We start from the raw sequence: 18,888 nt of genomic DNA, 5'->3' as shown, positions 1-18,888 counted from the left end.
CGGCGAATCTGCGAGTCTGGAACGGACCCCGGTATGAGGGGCGTCCGCGCAGCGACCCAACGGAGAGCGAGCGGACGCACCGCAAGGGAGGACGGTGCAGGGCAGTGCCCGAATCCCCTGTACGGGCCGATAACGGTATCGGCTCGCATCCCGGCGACAGACAATCAAGGAGGAGAACGATGCTGAGCATCAACTGGAGCGACGTCTGGAACGTCGTCGCATCCCTCGCGCCGCAGCTGATCGCGATCGCGGTCGTGCTGGTTCTGGCGCTGGCGCTGACCTTCGGCGTGAACAAGAAGACCGTGCAGAACGCCGGCACCCGCAAGCTCATCCATTCCGAATCGTGGATCGTGTTCCTGGTCGCCGTCGTCGTGTCGGTGTCCATGATGATGTACGGTCCGCTCGCCTCGCTGCTCAACAGCGCGACCGCGACCAAGTACGAGCTGAGCGAGACCACCATCTCCAACGCGAACAAGCTCGCCAAGGAGATCTAGTCCGAAGCCATCACCCTGCTGCAGAACGACGACGACAACCTGCCGCTGGCCAACAAGAAGCTCAACGTCTTCGGCTGGGGCTCCACCAACCCCGTCTACGGCGGCACCGGCTCCGGCTCGATGAACCAGTCCTACGAGACCACCTCCATCCTCGACGGCCTCAAGGAGGCCGGCATCGAGACCAACGCCGACCTGAGCAAGCTGTACACCGACTACCGCGCCGACCGTCCGGTCGTGGCCATGGCCGAGCAGGACTGGACCCTGCCGGAGCTCCCGGCCGCCGACTACCCGTCCGACGTGATCGAATCCGCCAAGGAATACTCCGATGAGGCGATGATCGTCATCGCCCGCGTCGGCGGCGAAGGCGCCGACCTGCCGAAGGACATGACCGCCGACGGCATCACCTACAACGACAACTCCACCGAATACAAGGACTTCCAGAAGGGCGAGAGCTTCCTCGAGCTCAGCCAGACCGAGAAGGACATGATCGACCTCGTCACCAAGAACTTCGACAAGGTCACCCTCGTCTACAACGGCGCCAACACCTTCGAACTCGGCTTCGTCAAGGACTACCCGCAGATCAAGTCCGTCCTGTGGTGCCCGCCGGCCGGCCAGACCGGCTTCTCCGCCCTGGGCGACATCCTCGCCGGCGAGACCAACCCGTCCGGCAAGACCTCCGACACGTTCGTGTACGACCTGACCCAGCAGCCGTCCTACAACAACGCCGGCGACTTCAAGTACGACAACATGAGCGAGTACGGCACCGAGAACTTCGAGGAAGGCGAGACCACCCCGGCGTTCGTCAACTACGTCGAGAACATCTACGTCGGCTACAAGTACTGGGAGACCGCCGCCGACGAAGGCGCCGTGAACTACGACGAGTACGTCCAGTACCCGTTCGGCTACGGCCTGTCCTACACCTCCTTCAAGCAGGAGATGGGCGACGTCACCTACTCCGACGGCAAGATCACGTTCGACGTGACCGTCACCAACACCGGCGAGAAGGCCGGCAAGGACATCGTCGAGGTCTACTACAACCCGCCGTACACCAACGGCGGCATCGAGAAGGCCTCCGCCAACCTGGTCGCCTTCGAGAAGACCGACCTGCTTGAGCCGGGCGCATCCCAGACCGTGTCCGTCGAGTTCGACGACGACGACATGGCCTCCTACGACGCGAACGACGCCAAGGCGTACGTGCTGGAGCAGGGCGACTACGAGATCTCCATCCAGTCCGACTCGCACACCACGATCGACGAGGAGACCGTGACCGTCGATAAGACGATCACCTACAACACCGAGGACAACACGCACAACGGCGACGCCGTCGTGGCCACCAACGTGTTCGACGACGCGCTCGGCGAGGCCCAGGGCATCACCTACCTGTCCCGCGCCGACCACTTCGCCAACGCCGACAAGGCGCTCGCCGCCCCGACCAACTACACGCTGGCCGACGAGCTCAAGGAGACGTTCTTCAACAACTCCGACTACGATCCGACCGCGTACGACAACGCCGACGACGAGATGCCGACCACCGGCGCCAAGAACGGCGTCAAGCTGTACCAGCTGACCGGCAAGGACTACGACGACGAGCTGTGGGACCAGCTGCTCGACCAGATGACCTTCGATGAGATGGACAACCTGATCGCGTTCGGCGGCTACGGCACCCAGGCTGCCGACTCCGTCGGCAAGATCGCCCTGACCGACGTCGACGGCCCGGCCTCGCTGAACAACAACTTCACCGGCGTCGGCTCCATCGGCTTCCCGTCGTCCACCTCCGTGGCCTGCACGTGGAACAAGGACCTGGCCCGCCAGTTCGGCGACGGCATCGGCGACATGGCCCACGACATGCACGTCGCCGGCTGGTACGCCCCCGCCATGAACATCCACCGCAACGCCTTCGCCGGCCGTACCTTCGAGTACTTCTCCGAGGACAGCTACCTGTCCGGCGTGATGGCCTCCGAGCAGATCGCCGGCGCGCAGGCCAAGGGCGTGTACGCGTTCATGAAGCACTTCGCGCTGAACGACCAGGAGACCAACCGACTCAGCGAGCTCAACACCTGGGCGACCGAGCAGTCGATCCGCGAGATCTACCTCAAGCCGTTCGAGATGAGCGTCAAGGAGGGCGGCTCCGGTGCGGTCATGAGCTCCTTCAACTACATCGGCACCGAATGGGCCGGCTCGCACTCCGGTCTGCTCAACACCGTCCTGCGTGACGAGTGGGGCTTCCGCGGCATGGTCCTGACCGATTACTTCGGCGGCTACGGCTACATGGACGCGGACCGCGCGATCCGCGGCGGCTCCGACGTGATGCTGGCCACCACCGACATCACCAACCACATCGAGGACAAGTCCGCGACGTCGCTGCTGGCGATGCGCACCGCCTGCCACAACATCCTGTACACGGCCGCCAACAGCTGGCTGTACGCGGATGGCGAGCCGGAGGTCGAGACCCCGATGTGGAAGACCATCACCTACGTGGTCTGGGGCGTCGCCGCGCTGCTGGTCGTCGGCCTCGAGGCGCTGACCATCAAGCGCTACCTCGCCCGCCGCAAGGGCTGAGTCCGGCCGGACGGCCGCGGTCCCGCGGACCGACGGCCGGTCACCACACGGCCAACGGGTAGGGTCGGGCGTCTCCGGCGCCCGCCCCGCACACGACCCGGTTCCGTCGCCATGACGGGACCATCCGGAGAGAGAAGCGACCGGCCGCGGCCGCCAGCATCACTGGCGCCGCGGCCGGTTCGTCGTATGTGTGGGGGTGGGCGTACGTCGGTGGACGGTCGCCGGATAGGATGGCGGCATGACGATGGATGGTTTCGCGCGCGACGTGCTGGAGGTCGTGTCGGATATCCCGCCCGGCCGGGTGGCCTCGTACGGCCAGATCGCGGCGCTGATCGGCCGCCCGCGCAATGCGCGGCTGGTCGGCCGCGTGCTCGCCGGGGTCGACATGTACGCCGGCGGCGATGCCGGCCGCTCCGACTGCTCCGATCGTGATGCCGGTGACGGGTCGGCCGCCGCCTGCCGCATCGCCTACCCGTGCCATCGGGTCGTGACCGCGTCGGGTCGGCTGGTGCCCGGCTGGATCGCCCAGCGTGCCCTGCTGGAGGCCGAAGGTGTGGGCTTCCGCGCCGACGGATGCGTCGACATGGCCCGTTTCCGCTGGATCCCCTGATTCGCTCCGTTTGTTGTCCGCTTTATCGCCTTTATCAACCGGTTTTGCTATCCGCCGGCCGGTGCTCGCCGATTGCCGCGTGACCTGCGTCCGAGGAGTTCCGGGATTCTCGGACTACAGCCACGCAATGTGCCTTTTCTGCGTGACCTGTGCCCGAGAATCGGTGCATTACTGGTATTCAGCTCACGCAATCAGGCCGGGGGGGGGCTGAGTGCATCATCCCGGGAACCGGGTGCGGTGGCGGTAGGCGAGAGGCGTTTCACCGGTGACGACGCGGAAGGTGCGCGCGAGGAAGTTCGGCGAGTTGAACCCGCATCGGGGTGCGATCGCGCCGACCGGCAGATCCGTACCGGCGAGCAGTTCGGCGGCGGCGCGCACGCGCACGTCGTTCACGTATTCGATCGGCGACTGGTTGAGATGCCGGCGGAACAGCGTCGCGCAGGTGCTGCGGCCGACCGCGCCGGCGGCCGCGATCTGCGCGAGCGTGATCGTATGCGCGTAGTTCGCCTGGATGAAGTCGACCATCGCGGTCAACGATTGCAGCCGCGGTTGCCGGGCCGACCGGCCCGACATCCCGGTTGCCGTCGCCGTTGCCGGCACCGCCGATGACGACGGCGAACGGTCCGTGCCGCAGCGTCCGTCGGCCGTGTCCATCAGCCGCGTCAGGCGTTCCGCGATCGTGTAGAAGCCGGCGAGCGTCGTCAGCGACGTGGTCGGCGATCCGACGGCGTCGGCCATCGTATGCAGCGTACTGATGATGGCGGCGGCGTCGGGCGTGCCGTCGGCCGCGTTCCCGGGCGCATCGCCGACCGCACCGGTGGCGGGGGAGAGCAGCAGGTACGGTGGCCGCGCGTCGTCGCCGAGGGGCAGGATGTGCCGTTCGAGCACGTCGCGGGGCGTGCCGGCGCGCATCGGGTTGAGCAGCGCGCACAGGAATTCGCAATCGGTGCCGTCGGCGGAGTAGCCGTAGTGGAGCCGGCGCGCGTTCACGAAGATCGCCTGGCCTTCGTCGATGCGCACGCGTTCGCCGTCGACGAAGTAGGTGAGATGGCCGCGTTCGGCGATCAGGAACTCCCAGTCGTCGTGCCAATGGCAGTCGGCGCGCATGGTGGGATATCGTGCGAGCGAGCCACGTCGCATGTACGAGAAGAACAGCGGATAGTCGTAGCGTACGCGCTCCGAGCCGTCCGCGCGCACCACCATGGGGCCGGCGGCATCGCGGACGGCGGGTTCGTCGACATGAGGCGTGCGGGCGGCGTCACGGTCGATGTCGCGGTCCGTGTCTCGTTGCATGGCTGCACCTCCGTTTTGGTAGATAGTGCACAAACTGATGCGCATTGTACAACCGCCGACGCCGTGTGCGGCGGCCGGCGGCGATGTAATGGATGAGGTCGCGGGCGCGTTCGCTGGCGCCGGCCGATGCGAGACGAAAGGAGATGCGATGCCGCAGTCGAAGCCCATGACCCCAGTCGGTCCTGCCGTGGCCGTCGAATCCGCCGCCCAGCCCGCCCCGCTGACCTACCGCGGCTTCCTGCGCGCGCTGCGGCCGTTGGCGCTGCCGATCGCGTTCCAGCAGTTCGTGCTGGTGCTGTCGAATGCGTTCGATGTGGTGATGCTCGCCGCCGTGGACCAGGATGCGCTGTCGGCGGTGTCGCTCGCCACGCAGGTGCAGTTCGTGTTCGAACTGTTCGTGCTCGCGTTCACGATCGGCGCGAGCACGCTGATCGCACAGTACTGGGGCAAGGGCGACGCGGACGCGGTCAGCCGCATCATCTCGTTCGTCCTGGCGCACACGATCGCACTGTCCGCGGCGTTCGCCGCCGTGGCCGTCGCGTTCCCGCGCCCGCTGATGCGCCTGCTCGCCGGCGACACGGCGCTGGTCGGACCGGGCGCCCGGTATCTGTCGGTCACGGCCGTCGCGTTCGTGATGATCGGCGTCAGTCAGATCAACCTGTGCCTGTTCAAGAACACCGGCCGGGCCGCCACGGGCACGGCGATCAGCATGGTCGGCGTCGCCGTGCACATCGTCGTCAGCGGGCTGCTGATCTTCGGCGCGTTCGGCCTGCCGCGGCTGGGCGTGACCGGCGCGGCCGTGTCGACCGTCATATCGCGCGGCGTCGAATGCGCATGGTCGTGCGTCGCCGCCCGCCGTGTCGCATCCGTCGCGCCGCGATGGCGTCACATGCGCCGCGCGGACCGGCGGCTGGAACGCGACTACTGGCGGTACACGCTGCCGGTCCTCGGCAACGAGATCGCGTGGGGCGGTGGATTCGCGACGTACACGATCATCCTCGGCCATCTCGGGTCGGCCGCGGTGGCGGCGAATTCGATGGCGAACATCGTCAAGGACCTGCTGGTGTGCCTGTGCGCCGGCCTCGGCAGCGGCGGCGGCATCCTGATCGGCGGCATGATGGGCCGCGGCGAACTGGACCGCGCGCGCCGCGCCGGCGGCATGTTCTGCCGCACCGCGATCGTGCTGGGCGTGGCGATCGGCGGCGTCATCGTCGCATTGCGGCCGTTCGTCCTGCGCGTGACGACGCTGGACGCGGAGGCGACCGGCTACCTGTCGGGGATGCTGCTCGTGTGCGCGTACTACGTGGTCGGCAAGTCGATCAATTCGACGACGGTCGGCGGCCTGTTCCCCGCCGGCGGCGACTCGCGGTTCGGCCTGGCGTGCGACATGGTGACGATCTGGGCGATCGTGATCCCGTTCGGCCTGCTCGCCGCGTTCGTCTGGCATTGGCCGGTGATGGCCGTATACGTGCTGCTCAACCTCGACGAGATGATCAAACTGCCCGCCGTGTTCGCGCACTACCGCACGTACCGCTGGCTGCGCGACCTGACGCGCTGACGGCGGTCGGCCGCCCCGCCCATCAACCTCACTCCCCAAAAGAAACCATCGCCGCGCGCCGACGCGCGACCGGCCGCGGCCTCACGGAAAGGACCATCATCATGCACGACACCATGCGCCAACGCATCGCCGACGGACGCCTGTTCACCGACTACTGCGAAGGACTGCCGGAGGACCGTCTCGCCGCCAAGCGGCGGATGAAGCGCTTCAACGAGCTCGACCCGGCCGACACGGAAGGCCGCGCGCAGCTCATCGGCGAGATCCTCGGCACGCCGGACCGGCCGGCGGCCGCGTGGATCGAACCGCCGTTCTACTTCTGCTACGGCACGAACATCACGATCGGCGACGGCACGTACGTGAACGTCAACTGCTCGTTCATCGACGACGGCCGCATCACGATCGGCCGGCGCGTCATGTTCGGCCCGTCGGTCAACATCGCGACCGTCAGTCACCCGATCAACCCGGCGATGCGCGAGTTCATGTTCGCCGACCCGGTCGTCATCGGCGACGACTGCTGGATCGGCGCGAACGTGACGATCTGCCCCGGTGTGACGATCGGTGACGGCGTGACGATCGGCGCGGGCAGCGTGGTCACGCACGACATCCCCGCGCACACGGTCGCCGTGGGCGTGCCGTGCCGCGTGCTGCGCGAGATCGGCGAGCGCGACCTGACCGAATACCGCCCCGGCATGGCCTTCGCCGACGACGAGCTCGTACAGGAGACGCTCGCCGCCCGTGAAATCTAAAAGAATCTAAAAAGTTCTAAAAGAATCTAAAAAGTTCTAAAGGATTCTAAAAGCGACAAAGGATTCCATCGCACGATGAGCCGGCGCGACGGCCCGTCGGATGCCGAATCCACCGATTCCGATGCTTCCGGTTTCGGGGCCGGCAGCGTTTGCGCGACCCGAGTCCGAATGCATTCGCGATGCCCGGGCCGAGTTCGCGCAATCGGCCAAGTGAGGGGAAGAATCGGGGCCTTGCATGCTTCTTTCGGCGATCTGAGGGGACGGCTTGGCGGGAGAACTCCGGTCCCGTCGGGCCCTTTCGGCCGGAAACCCCTGGAATCTGGTCTTCGGCATCGGGGATTCTTTCCCCTCAGTTGGAAGAAAGAAGCATGCAAGGCCCCGATTCTTCCCCTCAGATCGGAAGTTCACACAAGCCGATCGGCATGCGGGGCCATACGGCCCTACACGCCGAAACGCGAAGAGCCACCCTCCCGCGAACCCGACCGAAAAAGACGCGAGCCGTACCGAAAAAGTAACGCCCGGCATCGGCCGGCCCTTCCCCTGATGGAATGGACTCGGCGGCATGACGACGTGCCTTGGGCAGAAGGCCAGACGTCGGCACGAACGCCGCAACCCCGTAGGGACATCAAGGAGGAGGCAAGACCATGCTGCAGATCAACATGGCCGACGTCATCACCGTGCTCGGTTCGGTGACGCCGTATCTGATCGCCATCGGCGTCGTGCTCGTGCTGGCGCTGATCGCGACGTTCGCCGTCAACCGCAAGACGGTCGCCGACGTCGCCGCACGCAAGCTCATCCACAGCGAATCGTGGATCGTCATGCTCGTGGCCGCGGTCGTGAGCGTGTCGATGATGCTGTCCGGCCCGCTGGCCACGCTGCTCAACAACGCGACCATCACCAAGTACGAGCTGTCGGACTCGACCGTGTCCGCGGCGAACGACCTCGCCAAGGAGGTCGAATCCGAGGCCATCACGCTGCTGAAGAACGAGAACGGCAACCTGCCGCTGGCGAACAAGAAGGTCAACGTGTTCGGCTGGGGCTCCACCAACCCGGTCTACGGCGGCACCGGCTCCGGCTCGATGTCCGACCAGTACGCGACCACGTCGCTGCTCGACGGCCTCAAGGAGGCCGGCATCGAGACCAACGCCGACCTGACCAAGCTGTACACCGACTACCGCGCCGACCGTCCGGAAGTGGGCATGTGGGCGCAGGACTGGACGCTGCCGGAAGTGCCGGCCGCCCAGTATTCCGATGATCTGATCGCCGACGCGAAGGCGTTCTCCGACGAGGCCGTCGTGGTGCTCACCCGCGTCGGCGGCGAAGGCGCCGACCTGCCGATGGACATGACCGCCGACGGCATCACCTACACCGACAACTCCACCGAGTACAAGGACTTCCAGAAGGGCGAGAGCTTCCTCGAGCTCAGCCAGACCGAGCGCGACATGCTCGACCTGGTCACCGAGAACTTCAGCAAGGTGACGCTCGTCTACAACGGCGCCAACACGCTCCAGTTCGACTTCCTGGACGACTATCCGCAGATCCAGTCCGTGCTGTGGTGCCCGCCGGCCGGTCAGACCGGCTTCTCCGCCCTGGGCGACATCCTCGCCGGTGAGACCAACCCGTCCGGCAAGACCTCCGACACGTTCGTGACCGACCTGACGAAGACCCCGACCTACAACAACTTCGGCTCGTTCATCTACGACAACATGTCCGAGTTCAACACCGACAACCGCGGCGATGTGCGCCAGCCGAGCTTCGTGGACTACGTCGAAGGCATCTACGTCGGCTACCGCTTCTACGAGACCGCCGCCGACGAGGGTCTGATCGACTACGACGACATGGTCGCGTTCCCGTTCGGCTACGGCCTGTCCTACACGACGTTCAAGCAGGAGATGGGCGACGTCACCTATAAGGACGGCAAGGTCAGCTTCGACGTGACCGTCACCAACACGGGCGGCGTGGCCGGCAAGGACGTCGTGGAGGCATACTACAACCCGCCGTACACCAACGGCGGCATCGAGAAGGCCTCCGCCAACCTGGTCGCTTTCGAGAAGACCGACCTGCTGGAGCCGGGCGCATCGCAGACCGTCAGCATCGAGTTCGATGACGACGACATGGCATCCTACGACTATCAGAAGGCCAAGGCGTACGTGCTGGAGCAGGGCGACTACGAGATCTCCATCCAGTCCGACTCGCACACCACGATCGCCGAGCAGACCATCAGCGTCGATAAGACGATCACCTACGACTCCGACGACAACACGCACAACGGTGACGCCGTCGTGGCCACCAACCAGTTCGACGACGCCGAAGGCGACGTGACCTACCTGAGCCGCGCCGACCACTTCGCCAACTACGACGAGGCCACCGCCGCCCCGGCCAGCCTGACCATGAGCGACGACCTCAAGGCGATGTTCACCAACATCTCCAACTACGACCTCGAAGCCCACAACGACGACTCCGACGAGATGCCCACCACCGGCGCGAAGAACGGCGTCCGCCTCGCCGACCTGACCGGCAAGGACTACGACGACGCCCAGTGGGACGACCTGCTCGACGAACTCACCTTCGACGAGATGGACAGCCTCATCGCGAACGCCGGCTACGGCACCCAGGCCATCAGCTCCATCGGCAAGGTGCAGCTCACCGACGCCGACGGCCCCGCCGCGCTGAACAACAACTTCACCGGCGTCGGCTCCATCGGCTTCCCGGCCTCCACCTCGTTCGCCTGCACATGGAACAAGGACCTGGCCAAGCGCTTCGGCGAGATGATCGGCCAGATGGCCCGCGACATGCACGTGTCCGGCTGGTACGCGCCGGCCATGAACATCCACCGCAACGCGTTCTCCGGCCGTACCTTCGAGTACTTCTCCGAGGATTCGCTCCTGTCCGGCGTGATGGCGTCCCAGCAGATCGCCGGCGCCAAGGAGAAGGGCGTGTACTCGTTCATGAAGCACTTCGCCCTCAACGACCAGGAGACCAACCGCGCCAGCATGCTGTGCACGTGGGCCAACGAACAGGCCATCCGCGAGATCTACCTCAAGCCGTTCGAGATGAGCGTCAAGGAAGGCGGCGCGGGCGCGGTCATGAGCTCCTTCAACTACGTGGGCGCCACCTGGGCCGGCGGCAACTCCAGCCTGCTGCAGACCGTCCTGCGTGACGAGTGGGGCTTCCGCGGCTTCGTCCTCACCGACTACTTCGAGGGCGCCGGCTACATGTACGGCGACCAGGCGATCCGCAACGGCAACGACGCGATGCTCGCCACCACCGAGACCACCAACCACATCACCGACCACAGCGCCGCGTCCGTCAAGGCGATGCGCCAGGCCTGCCATAACATCCTGTACACCGCCGCCAACAGCTGGATGTACGAGAACGGCGAGCCCGAGGTCGACACCCCGATGTGGCAGACCGCGATGCACGTCGCCTGGGGTGTGACCGTCGTGCTGGTCCTCGCCCTGGAGGCCCTCGCGATCCGCCGCTACCTCGCCCGCCGCAAGACGGTCGTGACCGTCGCCGCCGGCAAGTGACCTCCCCCCGGCCTGCCGTCGGCTGACGGCGGCAGACCGCCCGACGGCCGTCCGATGACGGTCGTCAGGCAGCCGGCATCATCGCCGACGATCCCGAGATGACGGGGCCGTCGTCCGCATACGATCGCGGACGGCGGCCCCGTTTCGCATGCGACCGCACGCTACGATGGTCATGTCGACGGCGACGGTCGCCGACGGGCGGCGAAGGGAGACGTCATGCTGCGCACGATCAAACAGGTGTCGGAGGAGACCGGCATCCCCGCATCCGCGATCCGTTTCTACGACCGCCACGGCCTGCTGCCCGCCGGCCAACGTGACGAACACGGCTACCGCGTCTTCGACGACGCGGCCGTCCGCGAACTGTACATCGTCGATTACATGCGCCTCGCCGACATGCCCGTACGCACGATCCGACGGTTCGCCGACTGGTGCGACGGCGACGGCGGCAGCATCCGGGAACGGCTCGACGCGTTTGACGACCACTATGAGCAGGTGCGCCGGCGCATCGGCGAACTGACCGACGCGCTCGCCATCCTCGACGAAAGCCGCGCCCGATGCCGGCAGGCGCTCGCCGACGGCGTCGACGACGAGACGTTCCGCATCCTCAACGAGACGGCGATGATCGACACGGTGCAGAACATGCGCCGAAAACGACAGAACATGCAGTGAACCGCGATCGTCGGTTGCCTTGAACCAAGTGCAAGGTCGTTCACTGGTCGCATCGAAGCGTCGCATCGAAGCGGAGCCGCGGAGACGCGACGGCGCGAAGACGAGAGACGACCGGGGAGGCGGACGACGATGTGCGAGATGATGACGGTGGCGGTGGCCGACGACGACGCGACCGCGCGGCGCGACCTGCGCGCGGCCTTGGAGCGCTACGAATCGGAGCATGAAGGCCATGTGCGATTCACGATCCGCGAATACGAATCCGGCGAGGCGCTGCTCGCCGCCTACCGCAGCGACGTGGACGTGGTGATGCTCGACGTGGAGATGGGCGACATGGACGGCTTCGACACGGCGCGCACGATCCGCGAACGCGATGCCGACGTGTCGCTGCTGTTCGTGACCAACATGGCCCAGTACGCGATCCGCGGCTACGAGGTGGATGCGCTCAGCTACCTGCTCAAGCCGGTCAACTACCACGCGTTCGCCCGCGAGATGGACCGCTGCGTGGCCCGCCGTCTCGCGCGCGGCGTGGAGGAGACGCTCACGTTCACGACCGCCGCCGGTGTGGCCCGCGTGCCGGTGCGCGACGTGACGTACCTGGAATGCGTGCGGCACAAGATCATCGTGCATGCGGTGGGCGGCGCCTACGAGTTCACCGGAACGCTCAAAAGCTTCATCCCGCAGCTGGAGCCGCGCGGATTCGCCGTGGCCAACTCCTGCTATCTGGTCAACCTGCGCTATGTGGCCGCGGTGGACCGCGCCACATGCCTAATGCGCGACGATACGCGCCTGGCCGTGTCGCGCCGTCGCCGGCCGGCCCTGCTGCAGGCCGTCGCCGACTACATCACCGCCGCCTAGGCTCTCCGGCCGGGTCGGGGTGCGGATTCGGCGCGGGATGCGGCGGAATGCGTGACCTGAGTCTGAGCGGTTCCATGACCTTATGACTATCACTGTGGTGATATGATCATGGGTATGTAAGGCGGGAGACGGAGATAAGGAGTCGGCCAATGGAGACCTCCTCGATCGAGCTGTGGCACGGCTCCTCGCACGTCATCAGGCAGCCCGAATACGGGCTGGGCAAGCCGAACAACGACTACGGCCGCGGATTCTATTGCACGCGCAGCATCGAGCTGGCCAAGGAATGGGCGTGCGCGGGACTGGATGACGGGTTTGCGAATCGATACACGTTGGCCACCGACGGTCTCGCCTTCCTGGACCTGTCCCGGCCGCCCTACACCATCCTCAACTGGCTGGCCCTGTTGGTCGAGAACCGTCGCTTCCAACCGACCACCGCCGTCGCCACGCAAGGCATCGAGTACCTGAAGCAAGTGTTTCTGCCGGATATCAGTCAGGCCGACGTCATCGTCGGATATCGTGCCGACGATTCGTATTTCTCCTTCGCCCGCGCTTTCGTCAATAACGCGATTTCCCTCGATCAGCTCGCCGAGGCGATGCGACTGGGCGAGCTCGGCAAGCAGATCGTACTCATCAGTCCCCGGGCGTTCGCGGCGCTGCGCTTCCAAGGCTGCGAAATCGCACGCGCATCGACCTACCACGTATTGCGCAACGAGCGCGACCGCACGGCCCGTGACGCCTACCGCCGCAACAGCGCGGAAACCGATCTCGACGGCCTGTTCATGCGCGACATCATCCGCGAGAAGGTGACCAACGATGATCCCCGCATACGATGAGACATACCTGCCGGACGCCATGGCCAACTTGGCCGGCGCATTCGACTACGCGCTGAACGATTGCGGATTGCCGGCCGGCCTGTTCGCGGACTTCTTCGCCGCCTCCGAGGCGGCCGAGCTCTTCGGACGGGGCACACCCAAATACGTGTGCGGCATGTCCGGCGAAGAACTGGTGGCCGAAATCATGCGGCAGACCGGCTGGGTGCGCATCATCGATATGCCGCCCGCCGCGCCGCGTGCCGGCTCGACCCCCGAATACTGGGCCGGATGGGCGCTCGCATACTGCCAATGGGCCAGGGGGGTGCGGTTCGCGGATATTCTCGACGTGCTGCCGTTCGACGATATCGTGCGACTGTACCCGACTCTGCATGAAGCCGACGAAAGCCGATTCGTCGACGTGTACGACGGGCGGGCCGCCTGCAATCGCATCGAGGACGACTCCCGGCTGCATACGATCCGCGTGCGTGCCGGACTCAGCCAATCCGAACTGTCCCGTCGCTCCGGCGTCACCCTGCGCTCCATCCAAATGTACGAGCAGCGCCGCAAGGACCTCGCCAAGGCCTCCGTCTCCACCGTGCTCGCTTTGGCCCGTACGCTCGGCTGCCGCATCGAAGATCTGCTGGAACCGTAGCTTCCCGAAATGATCGGGAAGTTACGGTGCAGACTCCTTGACGATGTCGAGAAGCCGAACGCCGGGTCACTGTCCGGCACTCGGCAGCGGCGCGGTTTTACTCCCGACCAATCGTGCGCGGGAAACGACAGGTTGTGTAATGGGCCGCGCATGCCCCGGCGCGGGCTGGTTCAATCGAAGTCAGCGGCGGAATGGCGCGCGGCATGGGCATGGCACGGAAGCGGTGCCCGCGATGTGGCACGGCAGGTTCGTCGGAGAACGGCAAGACGGCCGTGGCGTGGCGCGAAGGCGAAAGCCGAGAGCAGTGAGGGCGCGGCGCGACGGCCGCCCGCGACGGTGCGCAGGCACTGGAGCGGGCACAGGCAAGGGAGAACGATATGGAACTCGAAGAACTCTCCGTGGTCGAGAAGGCGGCGATGCTGTCCGGCGGCTCCGAATGGGATTCGCGCGGCAACGAGCGCGCCGGCATCCCCAGCTTCGTGATGAGCGACGGCCCCCACGGCGTGCGCCGTCAGCTGGGCGAGGGCGACCATCTGGGTCTGGGCGCGTCCAAGCCCGCCACCTGCTTCCCGACGGCCGGCACGGTCGCCAACTCGTGGGATCCGGCGCTGGCCGAGACGATGGGCAAGGCGCTGGGCAAGGAGGCGCACGACCTCGACGTGAACGTGCTGCTCGGCCCGGGCCTGAACATCAAGCGCAACCCGCTGTGCGGCCGCAACTTCGAGTACTATTCCGAGGATCCGATCGTCGCCGGCCGCATGGCCGCCGGCCTGATCCGCGGCATCCAGTCCAACGGCGTGTCCGCCTGCCCGAAGCATTTCGCGGTCAACAGCCAGGAGCTGCGCCGCCAGGCGTCCAACTCGGTCATCGACGAGCGCACGATGCGCGAGATCTACCTGACCGGTTTCGAGATCGCCGTGCGCGAGGCCGCCCCGCTGACCATCATGACCTCCTACAACGAGATCAATGGCGTGTACGCGCACGAGAACAAGCATCTGCTGCAGGACATCCTGCGCGACGAGTGGGGCTTCGACGGCATGGTCGTCTCCGACTGGGGCGGCTCCAACTCCGCTGTCGCCGCCGTCAAGGCCGGCGGTTCGCTTGAAATGCCGTCGCCGGGCTACACGTCCGTGCGCGAGCTGGTCGGCGCCGTCGAGGCGGGCACGCTCTCCGAAGCCGATCTGAACGCGCGCGCCGCCGAGGTCGCCCGCATCGCCGCCGTCACCAAGCTGACCGGCGTCGGCCGCGACGACCTGCTGTCGGATGCGGACGCCGCCGCCCACCATGAGGTGGCGCGCCGCGTCGCCGAAGGATCGTCGGTGCTGCTGAAGAACGCCGCGACCGCCGCCGGCGCGGCCCTGCCGCTGCGTGCCGGCATGCGCGTCGCCGTCGTCGGCGACATGGCTCAGACGCCCCGATTCCAGGGTTCCGGCTCGTCCAAGGTCAACGCGACCCGCGAGGAGAACATCGTCGACGAGCTGACCGCAGCCGCCGGGCGCACCGGCGTGACCGTCGCCGGCTACCAGCAGGGCTACGACCGTCAGGGCGCCGAGAACCGCGCGCTGTCCGACGCGGCCGTCGCGCTCGCCGCGCAGGGCGATGTCGACGCCGTGCTCGCGGTCGTCGGCCTCGACGAGCGCAGCGAATCCGAGGGCCTCGACCGTTCCACGATGGCGATTCCGCAGGTGCAGAACGATCTGGTCGCCGCGCTCGCCGCGACCGGCAAGCCGGTCGTCGTCGTGCTCGTCGCCGGCTCCCCGGTGGAGCTGCCGTGGTTCGACGACGTGGCCGCCGTGCTGTACGTGGGCCTGTCCGGCCAGGCCGGCGCGTCCGCGACCGTGCGCGCGCTGACCGGCGAGGTCAACCCGTCCGGCCATCTCGCCGAGACGTGGCCGATGCGCTACGACGACTGCCCGTCCGCCGGCTGGTATCCGGCGATCGGCCGCGACGCGATCTATCGCGAGGGCCCGTTCGTCGGCTACCGCTACTACGGCACCGCGGGCGTGGACGTGCGCTTCCCGTTCGGCTACGGCCTGAGCTACAGCGCGTTCTCCTACACGAACCTCGTCGCCGACGAGACCGGCGTCTCGTTCACCGTCACCAACGACTCCGACGTGGCCGGCGCGACCGTGGCCCAGCTGTACGTCTCCGGCCCGTCCGACGGCGTGCTGCGCCCGGCGCGCGAGCTCAAGGGCTTCACGAAGGTGTGGCTCGACGCGCACGAGTCGAAGACGGTCCGCATCGAATTCGACCGTTACACGTTCCGTCATTTCGACATGGCCGCGAACAAGTGGGCCGTCGAATCGGGCATCTGGACGCTCGCCGTGGGCGACAACGCCGCCGATTTGCCGCTGGCGACCCCGTTCGCCGTCGCCGGCGACGTGGACGCCAAGCCGGCCGACCCGGCGCTCGGACACTACCTGACCGGCGACGTCAAGCACGTCACCGACGCCGAGATGGCCACCCTGTTCGGCCATGAGGTCATCGCCCCCGGCAAGCCGACCGTGCTCGGGGTCAACGACCCGATCTCCAGCTGGGCCGATTCGCGCGGCTTCACCGCCCGCACGGTCGCCCGCACGCTCATCAGCCGCGAGGCGAAGGTGCGTGAGAAGACCGGCGCGCCGGATCTGAACACGCTGTTCATCCTCAACATGCCGCCGCGCGCGATGAGCAAGATGACGCAGGGCATGGTCGATTCGGCCATGGTCGACGCGATCGTCAAGATCGCCAACGGCCACACGTTCCGTGGCCTCGGAGGGGTCATCGCAGGATTCTTCCGCAACCAGTCCGCCAACAAGCACACCGAGAAGGAGCTGAACCATGACTGAGCCTAACAACGCCGCCAAGCTCGGCCCGATCCGCCAGTGGATCAAGGACCATCCGAACATCTGGGAGTTCATCCTGTTCAACCTGCTGTCGAACATCTCCACGATCTCCCGCTTCGTGGTCGCGTGGATCGGCACCGCCGTGTTCGTGACCGCGATGGGCCTGACCGAGCCGTTCAGCTTCCTGATCTTCAACTACACGAGCGACACGAGCAACGGCCTGGGCGGCTTCCTGACGTTCCTGCTGGCCGAGGTGATCGCCCAGATCGTGAACTTCATCGTCCAGATCAAGTGGGTGTTCAAGTCCGACTCCAGCTTCAAGGACGCCGCGTGGAAGTACGCGATCCTCGCCGTGGTGATCGTCGTCGTGAACCTGGTGCTGCCGGGCTACGTGACCTCGCTGTGCGTGAGCCTGGGCCTGGGCGGCCAGATCGCCACCACGATCGCGTCCGTGGTCAACACGCTGCTGGCCGTGCTCGTCAGCTACCCGATCCTCAAGTTCTGGATCATGCCGAAGAGCAAGTGATGACGTCGCCCGGGCGGCGGAGGACCCTCCCCACCCCCGCCCGCCCGGCGAATCCATGGATATCCGGGCCTCCCCGCAAAGGGAGGCCCTTTCCATGACTGCCGGATTATCCGGCGCACCCGTTCTCGTGATCGAAGCACGGGAGCCGGGGATGCTCCGCTGCTCCGTTCACGCAGGAATCCGGTCTGTTGCGTGACTCGGGGCCGAGAGTCGGCGGCGGATCATCCTTGTGCGGTCATCAGCTCGTCGATGTCCACCAGCCGTACGGTGTCGTCGGCGTCGGCCATACGCTCCAACCGCGCGGTGAAGCCGTTGAGTGAGAACAGGACATACATGCGCTCGTCCGCATCGAGCTTCATCGCGCGCATGTGCAGCCGATCCAGCACGGGAACGTCCATCGGGGCGGATCGGAACTTGCATTCCCCGACCACGGTCTTGCGTGACGTGCGGTCCAACGCGACCACGTCCATCTCGTCGGTCCGGTCCCACCATCGTCCGCATCGGTTCAAACGGTAGGGCAGCGCCTTGCTTCGGCTCTGCAGCATCAGCCAGTCCGCGCTGATGCGTTCGAATGCGTGCGCGGCGAACGCATGCAGATTCGGCCTCACCACCTCCTCATACACGCCGTCGACGTCGCCGGACTCCAATTCCGAACGGTTCGGATAGACGAACGAATACCAGAACGCGAAGAAGTCGTCGCGAAGACGATACAGGCCGCGCGTGCCCTTCGCCTGTTCGCCGACCGCCGCGGTGACGGGGAACTCGCGTTCCACGATGCCGGTCTCCATGAGTCCGGACAGGTAGAATCCCAGCGCGGTGGCCGGAATCAGCGTGTGCGTGGCGATGTCGTTGATCTTGGTGTCGCCTAGGGCGATGGCGCGGATGACGGTGTTGTATTTGGCGGTTTCGCGGAACTCCTCGCGCATGAGGAATTCCGGTTCCGAATACAATGCGGCGCCCCTGCGCAGGATATGGCGTTTGATGTTCCAGTCGAGCGGACGGTCGGGATCGAATGTGGCGAGGTATTGGGGGACGCCGCCGAGGACGGCGTATGCGATGGCCTTCTCCTCGGGGGAATAGTCCGGGAAGAAGCGGACCGCGTCCCAATACGGCATGGGAAGCATCTTCAGCACTCCCGTGGCACGGCCGTACAGCGGTGCCTTCTCCGAGAGGATCTCCTTTTCGATGAAGCTCATCGCGCTGCCGCACAGGACGATCATGAGGTTCGCATGCCGTAGGGTGTGATCCCAGAGGTTCTGCAATACGGACGGGAGTGACGGGTCCGATTTGACGAGGTAGGGGAATTCGTCGATGACGACGAGGCGCCGTCCCCCGTCGGCGGGGGGCGGGAGCTTCGTCAGCTCCACAAGCGCGGTCCGCCAGTCGGCGTACCGGTCCAGATAAGCGGCGGCCGGCGCGCCCTCCTCGAACATGCGACGGGAGAATTCCGCCAGCTGCTCCTCCTTGGTGGCCATCTGCGCGGAGAAGAACAGGCATGGTTTGCCTTGTGTGAAGTGCGACAGCGTCTCCGTTTTGCCGATGCGCCGACGTCCGTACAGGACTACGAGCTGCGCTTTGGGATCCTCGTAGCAGTCCTGCAGGAACGCGAGGTCGTCCGCTCTGCCGATGAACGTCATGATCTGCCGCCTTCCCCTGAGCCGTCTCGGGTTTTCCCCGATGTCTTGTTTATATAGTCGTGACTATAATAGCTGCGACTATTATAGTCACGATTATACGCATAAGCCAGTGGATTCTGCTG

General features: G+C 66.1%; 12 protein-coding genes and 1 pseudogene. 11 read left to right on the top strand and 2 right to left on the bottom strand.

Translation table 11 applies throughout. The features are described from left to right. Positions 1-179: 179 nt before the first annotated feature. Positions 180-3,053: pseudogene (locus D2E24_RS03825) on the top strand (beta-glucosidase). A gap of 238 nt (positions 3,054-3,291) precedes the next feature. After that, positions 3,292-3,663 carry an MGMT family protein gene (locus D2E24_RS03820; RefSeq protein WP_125968008.1) on the top strand — a complete coding sequence of 124 codons (372 nt, stop codon included), beginning with the start codon at positions 3,292-3,294 and terminating at the stop codon, positions 3,661-3,663. A 216-nt stretch (positions 3,664-3,879) separates the two neighbouring features. Here D2E24_RS03820 and D2E24_RS03815 read toward each other — a convergent pair whose 3' ends face one another. After that, positions 3,880-4,956 (bottom strand): AraC family transcriptional regulator, encoded by a 1,077-nt coding sequence (locus D2E24_RS03815; protein WP_241222837.1) that lies wholly within the window; start codon positions 4,954-4,956, stop codon positions 3,880-3,882. Between the two features lie 148 nt (positions 4,957-5,104). On the opposite strand from D2E24_RS03815, the gene D2E24_RS03810 reads away from it, so the two are divergent. The 9 genes from D2E24_RS03810 to D2E24_RS03770 all read left to right on the top strand — a co-directional run bounded on the left by D2E24_RS03810 (position 5,105) and on the right by D2E24_RS03770 (position 17,129). Beyond that, on the top strand, positions 5,105-6,514 hold the full coding sequence (locus tag D2E24_RS03810; RefSeq protein WP_241222836.1) for an MATE family efflux transporter: 1,410 nt from the start codon (positions 5,105-5,107) through the stop codon (positions 6,512-6,514). Positions 6,515-6,615: 101 nt separating this feature from the next. Beyond that, positions 6,616-7,260: a sugar O-acetyltransferase gene (locus D2E24_RS03805; RefSeq protein ID WP_125968007.1), complete on the top strand. Its 645-nt coding sequence runs from the start codon at positions 6,616-6,618 to the stop codon at positions 7,258-7,260. A 644-nt stretch (positions 7,261-7,904) separates the two neighbouring features. Further along, positions 7,905-10,790, top strand: coding sequence for a beta-glucosidase (locus tag D2E24_RS03800; protein WP_125968006.1), 2,886 nt, complete (start codon positions 7,905-7,907; stop codon positions 10,788-10,790). Between the two features lie 216 nt (positions 10,791-11,006). Next, the gene (locus D2E24_RS03795) at positions 11,007-11,459 is read left to right on the top strand and encodes a MerR family transcriptional regulator (protein WP_125968005.1); all 453 of its coding nucleotides are present in this window, start codon (positions 11,007-11,009) and stop codon (positions 11,457-11,459) included. 138 nt (positions 11,460-11,597) lie between these two features. After that, entirely contained in the window at positions 11,598-12,314 is a 717-nt protein-coding gene (locus D2E24_RS03790) for a LytR/AlgR family response regulator transcription factor (RefSeq protein WP_164520989.1), read from the top strand. A 149-nt stretch (positions 12,315-12,463) separates the two neighbouring features. Continuing rightward, on the top strand, positions 12,464-13,147 hold the full coding sequence (locus D2E24_RS03785; RefSeq protein WP_125968003.1) for a DUF3990 domain-containing protein: 684 nt from the start codon (positions 12,464-12,466) through the stop codon (positions 13,145-13,147). Next, positions 13,128-13,778 (top strand): helix-turn-helix transcriptional regulator, encoded by a 651-nt coding sequence (locus tag D2E24_RS03780; protein ID WP_164520988.1) that lies wholly within the window; start codon positions 13,128-13,130, stop codon positions 13,776-13,778. The genes D2E24_RS03785 and D2E24_RS03780 overlap by 20 nt, the downstream gene beginning before the upstream one ends. 377 nt (positions 13,779-14,155) lie before the next feature. Then, positions 14,156-16,606, top strand: a complete 2,451-nt coding sequence (gene gluB / locus D2E24_RS03775) for a beta-glucosidase GluB (RefSeq protein ID WP_125968002.1) — start codon at positions 14,156-14,158, stop codon at positions 16,604-16,606. Then, positions 16,599-17,129, top strand: a complete 531-nt coding sequence (locus D2E24_RS03770; RefSeq protein WP_125968001.1) for a GtrA family protein — start codon at positions 16,599-16,601, stop codon at positions 17,127-17,129. The genes gluB and D2E24_RS03770 overlap by 8 nt, the downstream gene beginning before the upstream one ends. A 221-nt stretch (positions 17,130-17,350) precedes the next feature. Here D2E24_RS03770 and D2E24_RS03765 read toward each other — a convergent pair whose 3' ends face one another. Continuing rightward, the gene (locus tag D2E24_RS03765; RefSeq protein ID WP_125968000.1) at positions 17,351-18,766 is read right to left on the bottom strand and encodes an ATP-binding protein; all 1,416 of its coding nucleotides are present in this window, start codon (positions 18,764-18,766) and stop codon (positions 17,351-17,353) included. Positions 18,767-18,888 lie beyond the last annotated feature (122 nt).

It is taken from the genome of Bifidobacterium samirii, from assembly GCF_003952945.1.
Lineage (GTDB): Bacteria > Actinomycetota > Actinomycetes > Actinomycetales > Bifidobacteriaceae > Bifidobacterium > Bifidobacterium samirii.
This window is presented reverse-complemented; position numbering and strand designations above follow the sequence as displayed.